The organism is Streptomyces sp. NBC_00005, assembly GCF_045160215.1.
In the GTDB taxonomy this organism is placed as follows: domain Bacteria; phylum Actinomycetota; class Actinomycetes; order Streptomycetales; family Streptomycetaceae; genus Streptomyces.
Map to the genome: position 1 here is coordinate 4,736,922 of NZ_CP108316.1, position 15,661 is coordinate 4,752,582.

General features: G+C 68.4%; 13 protein-coding genes. All 13 read right to left on the bottom strand.

The genetic code is table 11. The features are described 5' to 3' along the window. Positions 1-67: 67 nt before the first annotated feature. The 13 genes from nuoN to OG303_RS21735 are packed head-to-tail and all read right to left on the bottom strand — an operon-like array spanning position 68 to position 15,651. Positions 68-1,726 (bottom strand): NADH-quinone oxidoreductase subunit NuoN, encoded by a 1,659-nt coding sequence (nuoN, locus tag OG303_RS21675; protein ID WP_405870173.1) that lies wholly within the window; start codon positions 1,724-1,726, stop codon positions 68-70. Further along, positions 1,723-3,294, bottom strand: a complete 1,572-nt coding sequence (locus OG303_RS21680; protein ID WP_405870174.1) for an NADH-quinone oxidoreductase subunit M — start codon at positions 3,292-3,294, stop codon at positions 1,723-1,725. The genes nuoN and OG303_RS21680 overlap by 4 nt, the downstream gene beginning before the upstream one ends. Positions 3,295-3,299: 5 nt before the next feature. Further along, entirely contained in the window at positions 3,300-5,195 is a 1,896-nt protein-coding gene (gene nuoL, locus OG303_RS21685; protein ID WP_405870176.1) for an NADH-quinone oxidoreductase subunit L, read from the bottom strand. A gap of 14 nt (positions 5,196-5,209) precedes the next feature. After that, complete coding sequence (gene nuoK / locus OG303_RS21690) at positions 5,210-5,509, bottom strand: NADH-quinone oxidoreductase subunit NuoK (RefSeq protein WP_242779136.1); 300 nt, start codon at positions 5,507-5,509, stop codon at positions 5,210-5,212. Next, complete coding sequence (locus OG303_RS21695; protein ID WP_405870178.1) at positions 5,506-6,345, bottom strand: NADH-quinone oxidoreductase subunit J; 840 nt, start codon at positions 6,343-6,345, stop codon at positions 5,506-5,508. Before OG303_RS21695 ends, nuoK begins: the two co-directional genes overlap by 4 nt. After that, a complete protein-coding gene (nuoI, locus tag OG303_RS21700) occupies positions 6,342-6,944 on the bottom strand; it encodes an NADH-quinone oxidoreductase subunit NuoI (RefSeq protein ID WP_405870179.1) in 603 nt (200 codons plus the stop codon). The genes OG303_RS21695 and nuoI overlap by 4 nt, the downstream gene beginning before the upstream one ends. Further along, complete coding sequence (gene nuoH, locus OG303_RS21705; protein ID WP_405870180.1) at positions 6,937-8,301, bottom strand: NADH-quinone oxidoreductase subunit NuoH; 1,365 nt, start codon at positions 8,299-8,301, stop codon at positions 6,937-6,939. The genes nuoI and nuoH overlap by 8 nt, the downstream gene beginning before the upstream one ends. Next, complete coding sequence (locus OG303_RS21710) at positions 8,298-10,802, bottom strand: NADH-quinone oxidoreductase subunit G (protein ID WP_405870182.1); 2,505 nt, start codon at positions 10,800-10,802, stop codon at positions 8,298-8,300. The genes nuoH and OG303_RS21710 overlap by 4 nt, the downstream gene beginning before the upstream one ends. Further along, positions 10,799-12,145, bottom strand: a complete 1,347-nt coding sequence (nuoF, locus tag OG303_RS21715) for an NADH-quinone oxidoreductase subunit NuoF (RefSeq protein WP_405870183.1) — start codon at positions 12,143-12,145, stop codon at positions 10,799-10,801. Before nuoF ends, OG303_RS21710 begins: the two co-directional genes overlap by 4 nt. After that, the gene (gene nuoE / locus OG303_RS21720) at positions 12,145-13,014 is read right to left on the bottom strand and encodes an NADH-quinone oxidoreductase subunit NuoE (RefSeq protein ID WP_405870184.1); all 870 of its coding nucleotides are present in this window, start codon (positions 13,012-13,014) and stop codon (positions 12,145-12,147) included. The genes nuoF and nuoE overlap by 1 nt, the downstream gene beginning before the upstream one ends. Further along, the gene (locus OG303_RS21725) at positions 13,011-14,348 is read right to left on the bottom strand and encodes an NADH-quinone oxidoreductase subunit D (protein ID WP_405870185.1); all 1,338 of its coding nucleotides are present in this window, start codon (positions 14,346-14,348) and stop codon (positions 13,011-13,013) included. Before OG303_RS21725 ends, nuoE begins: the two co-directional genes overlap by 4 nt. Further along, on the bottom strand, positions 14,345-15,100 hold the full coding sequence (locus OG303_RS21730) for an NADH-quinone oxidoreductase subunit C (protein WP_405870186.1): 756 nt from the start codon (positions 15,098-15,100) through the stop codon (positions 14,345-14,347). Before OG303_RS21730 ends, OG303_RS21725 begins: the two co-directional genes overlap by 4 nt. Then, positions 15,097-15,651 carry an NADH-quinone oxidoreductase subunit B family protein gene (locus OG303_RS21735; protein WP_016640165.1) on the bottom strand — a complete coding sequence of 185 codons (555 nt, stop codon included), beginning with the start codon at positions 15,649-15,651 and terminating at the stop codon, positions 15,097-15,099. The genes OG303_RS21730 and OG303_RS21735 overlap by 4 nt, the downstream gene beginning before the upstream one ends. Positions 15,652-15,661 lie beyond the last annotated feature (10 nt).

A 15,661-nucleotide genomic window follows, 5' to 3' on the forward strand; every position in this document is an offset into this window, starting at 1 on the left:
GGCAAAGGCCCCGGTTCCCGTTCGAGAACCGGGGCCCACGCACGCGCACCGCAGGTCAGCGTGCAGGTCAGCGCACGAACACTCCCGCCTGGTTAGCCAGGTCCAGGAAGTACTGCGGCGCGACACCGAGCACCAGCGTGACGACCACACCGAGCCCGATCGCCGTCATCGTCAGCGGCGACGGCACGGCGACCGTCGGGCCGTCGGGCCGCGGCTCGCTGAAGAACATCAGCACGATCACGCGAATGTAGAAGAACGCGGCGATCGCGGACGAGATCACACCGACCACGACCAGCGGGGCCGCCCCGCCCTCCGCCGCCGCCTTGAACACGGCGAACTTCCCGGCGAAGCCGGAGGTCAGCGGGATGCCGGCAAAGGCCAGCAGGAACACCGCGAACACGGCCGCCACCAGCGGTGAACGGCGGCCCAGTCCCGCCCACTTGGACAGGTGCGTCGCCTCGCCGCCCGCGTCCCGGACGAGCGTGACGACCGCGAACGCGCCGATCGTCACGAAGGAGTACGCGGCCAGGTAGAAGAGGACGGACGACACTCCGTCCTTCGAGGTCGCGATGACACCCGCGAGGATGAATCCCGCGTGCGCGATGGACGAGTACGCCAGCAGCCGCTTGATGTCGGTCTGCGTGATCGCGACGATCGCACCGCCCAGCATGGTGACGATCGCGACGGCCCACATGACCGGCCGCCAGTCCCAGCGCAGGCCGGGCAGGACGACGTAGAGCAGCCGCAGCAGAGCACCGAAGGCAGCCACCTTGGTCGCCGCCGCCATGAACCCGGTCACCGGGGTCGGCGCGCCCTGGTAGACGTCCGGCGTCCACATGTGGAACGGGACGGCGCCCACCTTGAACAGCAGCCCCATGACGATCATCGCGCCGCCGACGAGCAGCAGCGCGTCGTTGCCCATGGTGTCGGCGAGGGCCGGGTCGACGTTCGTGATCGAACCGTCGACGACCTGCGCGATGGTCGCGTACGACACCGAGCCCGCGTAGCCGTACAGCAGCGCGATGCCGAACAGCGTGAACGCGGAGGCGAACGCACCGAGCAGGAAGTACTTGACCGCGGCCTCCTGCGACATGAGCCTCTTGCGGCGGGCCAGCGCGCACAGCAGGTACAGCGGCAGCGAGAAGACTTCCAGGGCCACGAACAGCGTCAACAGGTCGTTGGCCGACGGGAAGACCAGCATGCCGGCGACCGCGAAGAGGAGCAGCGGGAAGACCTCGGTCGTGGTGAACCCGGCCTTGACCGCCGCCTTTTCGCTGTCGCTGCCGGGCACGGACGCGGCCTGCGCGGCGAACGAGTCGACGTGGTTGCCGTGCACCACCGGGTCGAGGCGCCGCTCGGCGAACGTGAACAGGCCGACCAGACCGGCCAGCAGGATCGTGCCCTGCAGGAACAGGGACGGTCCGTCCACCGCGATCGCGCCCATCGCCGCGATGTGCGCCTTGGTGGTGCCGAACCCGTCGGCCGCGAGCGCGACGACCGCGGCGAAGGCGGCACAGAGCGCGGCGGCGGACAGGAACACCTGGACGTAGTAACGGGACTTGCGCGGCACGAAGGCCTCGACGAGCACCCCGATGATCGCCGCGCCCACGACGATCAAGGTGGGCGACAACTGCCCGTATTCGATCTTGGGCGTGTCGATCTTCGAGATCGGATCGGCCGCGGTGGCCGCCGTTGTCCACAGGCTGTGGACGGCTGATGCGCTCACTTGGCCGCCTCCACTGCGGGCTTGGGATCCTTCTTGTGTACGTCGGACAGGGTCGACTTCACCGCCGGGTTGACGATGTCCGTGAGCGGCTTCGGGTAGACGCCCAGGAAGATCAGCAGCACGATCAGCGGAGCGACGACCAGGAGCTCACGGGCTCTGAGGTCCGGCATCGCGGAGACCTCCTGCTTCACCGGGCCCGTCATCGTCCGCTGGTAGAGGACGAGGGTGTAGAGCGCGGCGAGCACGATGCCGAAGGTGGCGATGATGCCGATCGCCGGGTAGCGCGTGAACGTGCCGACCAGGACCAGGAATTCACTCACGAACGGCGCCAGTCCCGGCAGTGACAGGGTCGCCAGGCTGCCGATCAGGAAGGTGCCGGCGAGCACCGGGGCGACCTTCTGCACACCGCCGTAGTCGGCGATGAGCCGCGAGCCGCGCCGGGAGATCAGGAAGCCCGCCACCAGCATCAACGCGGCGGTGGAAATACCGTGGTTGACCATGTAGAGCGTGGCCCCGGACTGGCCCTGGCTGGTCATCGCGAAGATGCCCATGATGATGAACCCGAAGTGCGAGATCGACGCGTACGCCACCAGCCGCTTGATGTCCCGCTGGCCGACGGCGAGCAACGCCCCGTAGACGATGCTGATCAGGGCGAGTACGAGGATGGCGGGCGTCGCCCACTTCGAAGCCTCCGGGAACAGCTGGAGGCAGAAGCGGAGCATCGCGAAGGTGCCCACCTTGTCGACGACCGCCGTGATGAGGACGGCGACCGGGGCGGTGGACTCCTGCATGGCGTTGGGCAGCCAGGTGTGCAGCGGCCACAGCGGCGCCTTCACCGCGAAGGCGAAGAAGAAGCCGAGGAACAGCCAGCGTTCGGTGTTGGTCGCCATGTGCAGCGAGCCGTTGGCGCGGGCCTCGGCGATCGCCTGGAGGCTGAAGTTCCCGGCGACCACATAGAGGCCGATCACCGCGGCCAGCATGATGAGACCGCCGACCAGGTTGTAGAGGAGGAACTTCACGGCCGCGTACGACCGTTGCGTGGACGCCGCCTCCTCGCCGTGCTCGTGGGCACGGTCCCCGAAGCCGCCGATGAGGAAGTACATCGGGATCAGCATGGCTTCGAAGAAGATGTAGAAGAGGAAGACGTCGGTGGCCTCGAAGGAGATGATCACCATCGCCTCGACGGCCAGGATCAGGGCGAAGAAGCCCTGCGTCGGCCGCCACCGCTTGCTTCCGGTCTCCAGCGGGTCGGCGTCGTGCCAGCCCGCGAGGATGATGAACGGCATCAGGAGGGCAGTCAGCGCGATCAGGGCGACCGCGATGCCGTCCACGCCCAGCTCGTACCTGACCCCGAAGTCCGCGATCCACGCGTGTGACTCGGTGAGCTGGTAGCGGCCGCCGTCCGGGTCGAAGCGGACCAGGATGGTGATCGCGAGGGCGAGCGTGGCGAGCGAGACGAGCAGCGCGAGCCATTTCGCGGCGGTGCGCCGGGCGGCCGGCACGGCTGCCGTGGCGACCGCCCCGATCGCCGGGAGCACGGCCGTCGCTGTCAGCAGAGGAAAGGACATCGGTATCAGACCGCCCTCATCAGCAGGGTCGCGGCGATGAGGATCGCCGCACCGCCGAACATCGAGACCGCGTACGACCGCGCATAGCCGTTCTGCAGCTTGCGCAGCCGTCCGGACAGGCCCCCGACCGAGGCCGCCGAGCCGTTGACGACTCCGTCGACCAGCGTGTGGTCGACGTACACCAGGGAACGCGTGAGGTGCTCGCCGCCTCGGACGAGGACGACGTGGTTGAAGTCGTCCTGCAGCAGGTCGCGCCGGGCGGCCCGGGTGAGCAGCGACCCGCGCGGGGCGACGACCGGGACCGGGCGGCGACCGTACTGCGCGTAGGCGATGCCTACGCCGATCACCAGGACCACCATGGTGGCCAGCGTGACCGTCAGGGCGCTGACCGGCGAGTTGCCCTCCTCGTGCCCGGTGATCGGCTCCAGCCAGTGAAGGAAGCGGTCGCCGATGCTGAAGAAGGCGCCCGCGAAGACCGAGCCGAAAGCCAGCACGATCATCGGGATCGTCATGGTCTTCGGCGACTCGTGCGGGTGCGGCTCGTGCCCGTGCTCGTCCGGCTGCCAGCGCTTCTCGCCGAAGAACGTCATCAGCATCACGCGCGTCATGTAGTACGCCGTGATGGCCGCACCCAGCAGGGCGCAACCGCCCAGGATCCAGCCCTCGGTGCCGCCCTTGGCGAAGGCCGCCTCGATGATCTTGTCCTTGGAGAAGAAGCCGGACAGGCCCGGGAAGCCGATGATGGCGAGGTAGCCGAGGCCGAAGGTGATGAACGTGATCGGCATGTACTTCCTGAGACCGCCGTACTTCCTCATGTCGACCTCGTCGTTCATGCCGTGCATGACCGATCCGGCGCCGAGGAACAGCCCGGCCTTGAAGAAGCCGTGCGTCACCAGGTGCATGATCGCGAAGACGTAGCCGATGGGGCCGAGGCCCGCGGCGAGCACCATGTAGCCGATCTGCGACATCGTCGAGCCGGCCAGCGCCTTCTTGATGTCGTCCTTCGCGCAACCGACGATCGCACCGAACAGGAGCGTGACGGCACCGACCACGGTGACCACCAACTGCGCGTCGGGCGCGGCGTTGAAGATCGCTGCGGAGCGGACGATGAGGTAGACGCCCGCGGTCACCATCGTCGCGGCGTGGATGAGGGCCGAGACCGGGGTCGGGCCCTCCATCGCGTCCCCGAGCCAGGACTGCAGCGGCACCTGGGCGGACTTGCCGCAGGCGGCGAGCAGAAGCATCAGGGCGATGGCGGTGAGCCTGCCCTCGCTGGTGTCGCCGACGCTGTTGAAGACCGGCCCGAAGGCGAAGGTCCCGAACGTCGTGAACATCAGCATGATGGCGATGGACAGGCCCATGTCGCCGACGCGGTTGACCAGGAAGGCCTTCTTGGCCGCGGTCGCCGCGCTGGGCTTGTGCTGCCAGAAGCCGATCAGCAGGTAGGACGCCAGACCGACGCCCTCCCAACCGACGTACAGCAGCAGGTAGTTGTCAGCGAGGACCAGCAGGAGCATCGCCGCGAGGAACAGGTTCAGGTAACCGAAGAAGCGGCGGCGGCGCTCGTCGTGCTCCATGTACCCGACCGAGTACAGGTGGATCAGCGAGCCGACGCCGGTGATCAGCAGCACGAACGTCATCGACAGCTGGTCGAGGCGGAAGGTGACGTCCGCCTGGAAGCCCTCGACCGGGACCCAGGTGTACAGGTGCTGCATCAGGGTCCGGTGTTCGGCGCCCTTGCCGAGCAGGTCGGCGAAGAGGATCACACCGAACACGAAGGAGGTGGTCGACATCAGTACGCCGATCCAGTGGCCGACGGCATCCAGCCGCCGGCCGCCGCACAGGAGTACGGCCGCTCCGAGCAGTGGCGCCGCCACCAGCAGCGCAATCAGGTTCTCCACGATTCAGCGACCCCTCAGAGCTTCATCAGGCTGGCGTCGTCGACCGAGGCCGAGTGGCGGGAACGGAACAGGGACACGATGATCGCGAGCCCGACCACGACCTCCGCGGCGGCGACGACCATCGTGAAGAAGGCGATGATCTGGCCGTCGAGATTGCCGTGCATCCGGGAGAAGGTGACGAACGCGAGGTTGCAGGCGTTGAGCATCAGCTCGATGCACATGAACACGACGATCGCGTTGCGCCTGATCAGCACGCCGGTGGCGCCGATCGTGAACAACAGGGCTGAGAGATACAGGTAGTTGACCGGGTTCACTTCGACGCCTCCTCGGCCCGCTTGCGGTTCGCCGGCTCGATCTCGGTCCGCTCCAGGCGCTCCTCCGCGCGCTGCTCCAACGCCTTCAGGTCGTTGAGCGCCTCGGCCGACACATCACGGATCTGGCCGCGATCACGCAGCGTCTTGCTGACCGTGAGGTCGGACGGCGTGCCGTCCGGCAACAGGCCCGCGATGTCCACCGCGTTGTGCCGGGCGTACACGCCGGGCGCCGGCAGCGGCGGCAGGTGCTTGCCTTCGCGGACGCGCTCTTCGGACAGCTCGCGCTGCGTCTTGGCACGCTCGGTGCGCTCGCGGTGCGTGAGCACCATGGCGCCGATCGCGGCCGTGATCAGCAGGGCGCCGGTGATTTCGAAGGCGAAGACGTACTTGGTGAAGATGAGGGTCGCGAGGCCCTCCACATTGCCGTTGGCGTTCGCCTCGCCCAGGCCGTTGAACTCCGTGAGGGACGCGTTGCCGATCCCCGCGAGCAGCAGGATGCCGAACCCGACCCCACAGAGAAGGGCCAGCCAGCGCTGGCCCTTGATCGTCTCCTTCAGGGAGTCCGCGGCCGTCACGCCGACGAGCATCACCACGAACAGGAACAGCATCATGATCGCGCCGGTGTAGACGACGATCTGCACGATGCCCAGGAAGTAGGCGCCGTTGGCGAGGTAGAACACCGCCAGGACGATCATGGTGCCGGCCAGCGAGAGCGCGCTGTGCACGGCCTTCTTCATGAAGACGGTGGCCAGGGCGCCGATCACGGCGACCGTACCGAGGACCCAGAACTGGAAGGCCTCGCCGGTGGAGGTGGAGTAGGCGGCGAGATTGCTCATGCCTCCGCCCCCTCTTCTTCGGGCTTCTGACCCTTGGAGACGGCGACTTGGGGCACGGTGCCCGGCGCGGCCTCCGTCACCAGCCCCCGGTAGTAGTCCTGCTCGTCCATCCCCGGGAAGATGGAGTGCGGGCTGTCGACCATGCCCTCTTCGAGGCCGGCGAGCAGCTGTTCCTTGGTGTAGATGAGGTTGGCGCGGCTGCTGTCGGCGAGCTCGAACTCGTTGGTCATCGTCAGCGCGCGCGTGGGGCACGCCTCGATGCACAGGCCGCACAGGATGCAGCGGGCGTAGTTGATCTGGTAGACGCGGCCGTACCGCTCGCCCGGCGAGTAGCGCTCCTCGTCCGTGTTGTCGGCGCCCTCCACGTAGATGGCGTCGGCGGGGCAGGCCCAGGCGCACAGCTCGCAGCCGACGCACTTCTCCAGGCCGTCCGGATGGCGGTTGAGCTGGTGCCGTCCGTGGAACCGGGGGGCGGTGGTCTTCTGCTGCTCCGGGTACTGCTCGGTCAGCCGCTTCTTGAACATGGCCTTGAACGTCACGCCGAAGCCGGCCACCGGGTTCATGAAACCGGGCTTGGTCTCCTTGGGCTCCTCAGCCATCGGACGCCTCCTTTCCATCCGAAGATCCGTCACTGGCAGTATCCGACCCACCACTGACAATCAGCTCTCGCTCCTGGCGCGACCGGCGCCTCGGCACCGGCGGGAGCTCCTGTCCCGGCAGCGGCGGTACGGGGAATCCGCCCGCCATGGGGTCGAATCCGGCGAGTTCCGCGGCAGGCTGCTCGGACTCCTTCGCCCTCTCGCGGAACATGTCGGCGACGAAGGACAGGAGCAGCAGGGCGAGGACGCCGCCGCCGATGTAGAGGGCGATGTCGGCGAAGTCGTAGTTCTCGTTCCTCAGCACCCGCACCGTCGCGACCAGCATCAGCCAGACCACGGAGACCGGGATGAGGACCTTCCAGCCGAGCTTCATCAGCTGGTCGTAGCGGACCCGCGGGAGCGTGCCCCGCAGCCAGATGAAGAGGAACAGCAGCAGCTGCACCTTGATCACGAACCAGAGCAGCGGCCACCAGCCGTGGTTCGCGCCCTCCCAGAAGGTGCTGATCGGCCAGGGGGCCCGCCAGCCGCCGAGGAAGAGCGTGGTCGCCACGGCCGAGACCGTCACCATGTTCACGTACTCGGCGAGCATGAACATCGCGAACTTGATCGACGAGTACTCGGTGTTGAAGCCGCCGACCAGGTCGCCCTCGGACTCCGGCATGTCGAAGGGGGCGCGGTTGGTCTCGCCCACCATCGTGACGATGTAGAGGATGAAGGAGACCGGCAGCAGGACGATGTACCAGCGGTCGTGCTGCTGTTCCACGATCGTCGACGTCGACATCGACCCCGAGTAGAGGAACACCGAGGCGAAGGCGGCGCCCATGGCGATCTCGTACGAGATCATCTGTGCGCACGAACGCAGACCGCCGAGCAGCGGGTAGGTGGATCCGGAACTCCAGCCCGCCAGCACGATCCCGTAGATGCCGACCGAGGCGACCGCGAGGATGAAGAGCATCGCGATCGGCAGGTCGGTCAGCTGCATCGTCGTACGGTGGCCGAAGATCGAGATCTCGTTGCCGGCCGGGCCGAAGGGGATCACCGCGATCGCCATGAAGGCCGGGATGGCCGCGACGATCGGCGCGAGGACGTAGACGACCTTGTCCGCGCGTTTGACGATGAGGTCTTCCTTGAGCATCAGTTTGATGCCGTCGGCGAGTGACTGGAGCATGCCCCAGGGGCCGTGCCGGTTGGGGCCGATGCGCAGCTGCATCCAGGCGACGACCTTGCGTTCCCAGACGATGGAGAACAGCACGGTGATCATCAGGAAGGCGAAGCAGAACACCGCCTTGACGACGACCAGCCACCAGGGGTCGCGGCCGAACATCGAGAGGTCTTCAGCGGCGAGGTACGGGCTCATGCCTCCACCTCCTTGGGGGCCTCGCCGACGAGCGTCGCCGGGCCGATACGGACAAGAGCGCCGGGCAGCGCCCCGGTGTCGGAGGCGACGCCCCCGCCTGCGGAGTTCAGCGGGAGCCAGACCACCCGGTCGGGCATCTCCGTGATGCTCAGCGGGAGTTCGACCACTCCGGAGGGACCGGTCACGGCGATGACGTCGCCGTCCTTGACGCCCGCCTCGGCGGCCGTCGGCGCGGACACGCGCGCGTGGGCGGCATGCCGGGTTCCGGCGAGCGCCTCGTCGCCCTCCTGGAGGACACCCTGGTCGAGCAGCAGACGATGCCCGGCCAGTACGGCTTCACCGGCGGCCGGCCGCGGCAACTGGGCCGCGGTCTCCAGGGGTTCGGTGGCCCGCGGACCGTCCCAGGCGCCCAGCCGGTCAAGCTCCGCACGCACGGTGCGCAGGTCCGGCAGACCCAGGTGTACGTCCATGGCGTCGGCCACCATCTGCAGCACGCGCGCGTCGGTGGGCGCGAGGTGGCGGGTCATCTGGTCCGGCTTGAGCGCGGCCTCGAAGAAGCGCACCCGTCCTTCCCAGTTGAGGAAGGTGCCGGCCTTCTCGGCGACCGCGGCGACCGGGAGTACGACGTCGGCGTGCCCGGTGACCTCACTGGGACGCAGCTCCAGCGACACCACGAAGCCCGCCTCGTGCAGTGCTTCACGCGCGCGTGCCGGGTCGGGCAGGTCGGCGACCTCCACGCCCGCGACCACCAGTGCCTGCAGCTCGCCGGTCGCGGCGGCCTCGACGATCTGGCTCGTGTCGCGGCCGTAGCGGTGCGGGAGTTCGGCCAGGCCCCAGACGGCGGCGACCTCTTCACGCGCGCGTGGATCGGTGGCCGGACGTCCGCCCGGCAGCAGCGAGGGCAGCGCGCCCGCCTCCAGGGCGCCGCGCTCACCGGCCCGCCGCGGGATCCACACGAGCTGGGCGCCGGTCGCGGACGCCGCACGTGCGGCGGCGGTCAGCCCGCCCGCCACGGCGGCCAGCCGCTCGCCCACGACGATCGCCGCACCCTCGGCGCGCAGCGCCTCGGCGGCCTTCCCGCCGGGCTCCTCCAGGCCGACCCCGCTCGCGAGTGCGTCCAGCCACTCGGTCTCGGTGCCCGGGGCGGCCGGCAGCAGCGTGCCCCCGGCCTTCTTCAGGCCGCGGGTGCTGTGCGTGGCGAGCGAGAACACCTTCTGCCCGTGTCCCCGCCAGGCCTTGCGCAGCCGCAGGAAGATTCCGGGCGCCTCCTCCTCGGCCTCGAACCCGACCAGCAGGACGGCGGGCGCCTTCTCCAGGGAGGTGTACGTGACGCCCGTACCGTCGAGATCACGACCGCGACCGGCGACCTTGGCGGCGAGGAAGTCGGACTCCTCGATGCCGTGCACGCGCGCGCGGAAGTCGATGTCGTTCGTGTCGAGGGCCACGCGCGCGAACTTGCTGTACGCGTAGGCGTCCTCGATGGTGAGACGGCCACCGGTCAGGACGCCGGTCCTGCCGCGCGAGGCGAGCAGTCCCTGAGCGGCGATCTGCAGCGCCTCCGGCCAGGAGGCCGGTTCGAGGTCACCCTCGGCGTTGCGCACGAGCGGCGTCTGGAGCCGGTCCCGCTGCTGCCCGTACCTGAACGCGAACCGCCCCTTGTCGCAGATCCACTCCTCGTTGACCTCGGGGTCGTTGGCCGCGAGCCGCCGCATGACCTTGCCGCGCCGGTGGTCGGTGCGGGTGGCGCAGCCGCCGGAGCAGTGCTCGCACACGCTCGGGGACGACACGAGGTCGAAGGGCCGGGAGCGGAAGCGGTAAGCCGCCGAGGTGAGCGCGCCGACCGGGCAGATCTGGATGGTGTTGCCGGAGAAGTACGACTCGAAGGGGTCGCCCTCGCCGGTGCCGACCTGCTGCAGCGCGCCCCGCTCAAGCAGCTCGATCATCGGGTCGCCCGCGATCTGGTTGGAGAACCGGGTGCACCGGGCGCACAGCACGCACCGCTCACGGTCGAGCAGCACCTGCGTGGAGATCGGCACGGGCTTCTCGTACGTCCGCTTCTTTCCCTCGAAGCGGGACTCGGACTGGCCGTGCGACATGGCCTGGTTCTGCAGCGGGCACTCGCCGCCCTTGTCGCAGACCGGGCAGTCGAGCGGGTGGTTGATGAGGAGCAGTTCCATCACACCGTGCTGGGCCTTCTCGGCGACCGGCGAGGTGAGGTGCGTCTTCACCACCATGCCGTCCGTGCACGTGATCGTGCAGGACGCCATCGGCTTGCGCTGGCCCTCGACCTCGACGATGCACTGGCGGCAGGCGCCGGCCGGGTCGAGCAGGGGATGGTCGCAGAACCGGGGGATCTCGATGCCGAGTTGCTCGGCGGCCCGGATGACCAGGGTGCCCTTGGGCACGCTGATCTCGGCGCCGTCGATCGTCAGCGAGACGAGATCCTCCGGCGGGACCGCCGCCTCTCCCCCTCCCGAGGGAGCGTTGGTGGTCACAGTCATGCGTTCACCTCCGTGCGGTCGGCCCAGGCCGTCGACTTGGCCGGGTCGAAGGGGCAGCCGCGGCCCGTGATGTGCTGCTCGTACTCCTCGCGGAAGTACTTGAGCGAGGAGAAGATCGGCGAGGCGGCGCCGTCGCCGAGGGCGCAGAAGGACTTGCCGTTGATGTTGTCGGCGATGTCGTTCAGCTTGTCGAGGTCGGACATGACGCCCTTGCCGGCCTCGATGTCACGCAGCAACTGCACCAGCCAGTACGTCCCTTCGCGGCACGGCGTGCACTTGCCGCAGGACTCGTGGGCGTAGAACTCGGTCCAGCGGGTGACGGCGCGCACGACGCAGGTCGTCTCGTCGAAGCACTGCAGGGCCTTGGTGCCGAGCATGGAACCGGCGGCGCCCACTCCCTCGTAGTCGAGAGGGACGTCGAGGTGCTCGTCGGTGAACATCGGCGTCGAAGAGCCGCCCGGCGTCCAGAACTTGAGCCGGTGGCCCTGCCGCATGCCGCCGCTCATCTCGAGGAGCTGGCGGAGCGTGATGCCGAGCGGGGCCTCGTACTGGCCGGGGCTCGTGACGTGGCCGCTGAGCGAGTAGAGCGTGAAGCCCGGGGACTTCTCGCTGCCCATCGACCTGAACCATTCCTTGCCTTTTTGCAGGATGGCGGGAACTGACGCGATCGACTCGACGTTATTCACCACAGTCGGGCATGCATAGAGGCCCGCGACGGCAGGGAAAGGGGGACGAAGCCGCGGTTGACCCCGGCGGCCTTCGAGCGAGTCGAGCAGCGCGGTCTCCTCACCGCAGATGTACGCGCCCGCACCCGCGTGCACGGTGAGCTGGAGGTCGAGTCCGCTGCCCAGGATGTTCTCGCCGAGGTAGCCGGCCTCGTAGGCCTCGCGCACGGCCTCGTGCAACCGCCGCAATACGGGGACGACTTCACCACGCAGATAGATGAAGGCATGCGAAGACCTGATGGCATAACACGCGATGACAATGCCCTCGATGAGGCTGTGCGGGTTCGCGAAGAGGAGCGGGATGTCCTTACAGGTTCCGGGCTCCGACTCGTCGGCGTTGACAACTAGATAGTGCGGCTTTCCATCTCCCTGGGGAATGAACTGCCATTTCATCCCCGTCGGGAATCCCGCGCCGCCGCGGCCGCGCAGCCCGGAGTCCTTGACGTACGCGATCAGGTCGTCCGGGGACATCGCGAGCGCCTTGCGGAGCCCCTCGTATCCCTCGTGCCTTCGGTAGACGTCCAGCGTCCAGGACCTGTCCTCGTCCCAGAAGGACGACAGCACGGGTGCGAGCAGCTTCTCCGGGCTGGTGTCCTTGAGTTCGGGTGCCAAGGTCATCACTCCCCCTCCTCGGCGGCGGGCCCTGCCGGATGGGCCGGGTCGGAGGCCGACGTGTCCTGCGGCGCATCGTGTGAGCTCAGGTGCTCGGTCGGCGACGGCTCGTGCACTGCCTTGTTCTGCTCGTCGTGCGGTCCGCCGTCCCGCGGATGGACCACGCGCGCGGGTGCGGCCTCTCCCCTTGCCAGGCGAAGGCCCACCAGCGACGCCGGTCCCGCACTGCCGCCTGCCTCGACGGCCCCTGGCCGCTCGTCGGGGAAGCCGGCCAGGATCCGCGCGGTCTCCTTGAAGGTGCACATGCGCGCCCCGCGCGTGGGCTCGACGGGCAGTCCCGAGCGCAGATCGTCGACGAGGCGCTTCGCGCTGGCCGGGGTCTGGTTGTCGAAGAACTCCCAGTTGACCATCACGACCGGCGCAAAGTCGCAGGCCGCGTTGCACTCGATGTGCTCCAGGGTGACCTTGCCGTCGTCGGTGGTCTCACCGTTGCCGACGCCCAGGTGCTCCTGGAGCTCCTCGAAGATCGCGTCACCGCCCATCACCGCACAGAGCGTGTTGGTGCAGACGCCCACCTGGTAGTCACCGCTCGGCCTGCGCCGGTACATGGTGTAGAAGGTGGCGACCGCGGTGACCTCCGCCGTGGTCAGCTCCAGCATGTCCGCGCAGAACTGCATCCCGGTGCGCGTGACATGGCCCTCCTCCGACTGCACCAGATGCAGCAACGGCAGGAGCGCGGACCGGGAGTCGGGGTAGCGGGCGATCACCTCGCGCGCGTCCGTCTCGAGCCGGGCTCGGACATCGTCCGGGTAGGCGGGCGCGGGCAGTTCGGGCATGCCCAGGCTGACGCCCCGCTCCGAAGAACTGGTGGTCACCGGTCGACGCCTCCCATCACGGGGTCGATGGACGCGACAGCGACGATGACGTCGGCGACCTGGCCGCCTTCGCACATCGCCGCCATGGCCTGCAGGTTGGTGAAGGACGGGTCGCGGAAGTGGACCCGGTAGGGGCGGGTGCCGCCGTCGGACACGGCATGCACTCCGAGTTCGCCCTTGGGCGACTCGACGGCCGCGTACGCCTGTCCCGGCGGTACGCGGAAGCCCTCGGTGACCAGCTTGAAGTGGTGGATCAGGGCCTCCATGGAGGTGCCCATGATCTTCTTGATGTGGTCGAGGGAGTTGCCCAGTCCGTCCGGTCCCAGGGCGAGCTGGGCGGGCCAGGCGATCTTCTTGTCGGCGACCATGACCGGGCCGGGCTGCAGCCGGTCCAGGCACTGCTCGACGATCCTGAGCGACTGGCGCATCTCCTCCAGGCGGACCAGGAAGCGGCCGTAGGAGTCGCAGGAGTCGGCGGTGGGGACGTCGAAGTCGAACGTCTCGTAGCCGCAGTACGGCTGCGCCTTGCGCAGGTCGTGCGGCAGGCCGGTGGAGCGCAGGATCGGGCCGGTGGCGCCGAGGGCCATGCAGCCGGCCAGGTCGAGGTAGCCGACGTCCTGCATACGGGCCTTGAAGATGGGGTTCCCGGTGGCGAGCTTGTCGTACTCCGGGAGGTTCTTCTTCATCTTCTTCACGAACTCGCGGATGTGGTCCACCGCGCCGGGCGGCAGGTCCTGCGCGAGTCCGCCGGGGCGGATGTACGCGTGGTTCATCCGAAGGCCCGTGATGAGCTCGTAGATGTCGAGAATCATTTCACGATCACGGAATCCGTAGATCATGATCGTGGTGGCGCCGAGTTCCATGCCTCCGGTGGCGATGCACACCAGGTGCGAGGACAGCCGGTTCAGCTCCATCAGGAGCACCCGGATGAGAGTGGCGCGGTCGGGGACCTCGTCCTCGACGCCGAGGAGCCTCTCGACGGCGAGACAGTAGGCGGTCTCGTTGAAGAAGGACGTCAGGTAGTCCATGCGCGTCACGAACGTGGTGCCCTGCGTCCACGTGCGGAACTCGGTGTTCTTCTCGATCCCGGTGTGGAGGTAGCCGATGCCGCAGCGGGCCTCGGTGACCGTCTCGCCGTCGATCTCCAGGATCAGGCGCAGCACTCCGTGGGTGGAGGGGTGCTGGGGGCCCATGTTGACGATGATGCGCTCGTCGTCGGCGCGGGCCGCGGACTGGACGACCTCGTCCCAGTCGCCACCGGTGACCGTATATACGGTGCCCTCGGTGGTCTCGCGCGCCGAGGCGGACGCGGCTGATGACTGCGTGTTGCTCACGAGTACGACCTCCGCTGGTCCGGAGCCGGGATCTGGGCGCCCTTGTACTCGACGGGGATGCCGCCGAGGGGGTAGTCCTTGCGCTGCGGATGGCCCTGCCAGTCGTCCGGCATCATGATCCGCGTCAGCGCCGGGTGACCGTCGAAGACGATGCCGAAGAAGTCGTAGGTCTCGCGCTCGTGCCAGTCGTTGGTGGGATACACGGAGACCAGGGACGGGATCTTCGGATCGGCGTCCGGGGCGCTGACCTCGATGCGGATCAACCGGTTGTGGGTGATCGAGCGCAGGTGGTAGACGGCGTGCAGCTCGCGGCCCTTGTCGTGCGGGTAGTGGACACCGCTGACGCCGGTACAGAGCTCGAAGCGCAGGGCCGGATCGTCGCGCAGGGTCTGGGCGACGCGCAGCAGATGCTCGCGCTCGACGTGGAAGGTGAGCTCTCCGCGGTCGACGACCGTCTTCTCGATCGCGTTGTCGGGGAGCAGGCCCTGCTCCTCCAGCGCGCCCTCGAATTCGTCGGCGACCTCGTCGAACCAGCCGCCGTAGGGGCGGGCCGCGGGTCCCGGGAGGCGGACCGAGCGGACCAGGCCGCCGTAGCCGGAGGTGTCGCCGCCGTTACTGGCGCCGAACATGCCGCGCTGGACGCGGATCTCCTCGCCGCCCTCGCCGCGCTGGCCGGGAAGGTTGGATGCGCCGAGGTCCTTTTCGGGGTTCACCCCGTTCGACGCTCCGTTGGTGCCGTTCGCGTCGCTCACCGCAGCAGCCCCTTCATCTCGATCGTGGGCAGGGCCTTGAGCGCCGCTTCCTCCGCCTCGCGAGCCGCCTCCTCGGCGTTCACGCCGAGCTTGGAGGTCTGGATCTTCTGGTGCAGCTTGAGGATGGCGTCCATCAGCATCTCGGGCCGTGGCGGGCAGCCGGGCAGATAGATGTCGACCGGAACGACGTGGTCGACGCCCTGGACGATCGCGTAGTTGTTGAACATGCCGCCCGAGGAGGCGCAGACCCCCATGGAGATCACCCACTTGGGGTTCGGCATCTGGTCATAGACCTGGCGCAGCACCGGTGCCATCTTCTGGCTCACCCGGCCGGCCACGATCATCAGGTCCGCCTGGCGGGGCGAACCTCGGAAGACCTCCATGCCGAAGCGCGCCAGGTCGTAGCGGCCGGCGCCGGTGGTCATCATTTCGATGGCGCAGCAGGCGAGCCCGAACGTGGCCGGGAAGACGGACGACTTGCGCACCCAGCCTGCGGCCTGCTCGACGGTGGTCAGCAGGAATCCGCTCGGCAGTTTTTCTTCGAGTCCCATGTTCTAAGGC

Coding starts and splice junctions, on each gene's coding strand:
- OG303_RS21680 (WP_405870174.1), bottom strand. CDS start 3,294: ATGTCCTTTCCTCTGCTGACAGCGACGGCCGTGCTCCCGGCGATCGGG.
- OG303_RS21695 (WP_405870178.1), bottom strand. CDS start 6,345: ATGAGCAATCTCGCCGCCTACTCCACCTCCACCGGCGAGGCCTTCCAG.
- nuoI (WP_405870179.1), bottom strand. CDS start 6,944: ATGGCTGAGGAGCCCAAGGAGACCAAGCCCGGTTTCATGAACCCGGTG.
- nuoH (WP_405870180.1), bottom strand. CDS start 8,301: ATGAGCCCGTACCTCGCCGCTGAAGACCTCTCGATGTTCGGCCGCGAC.
- OG303_RS21710 (WP_405870182.1), bottom strand. CDS start 10,802: ATGACTGTGACCACCAACGCTCCCTCGGGAGGGGGAGAGGCGGCGGTC.
- nuoF (WP_405870183.1), bottom strand. CDS start 12,145: ATGACCTTGGCACCCGAACTCAAGGACACCAGCCCGGAGAAGCTGCTC.
- OG303_RS21735 (WP_016640165.1), bottom strand. CDS start 15,651: ATGGGACTCGAAGAAAAACTGCCGAGCGGATTCCTGCTGACCACCGTC.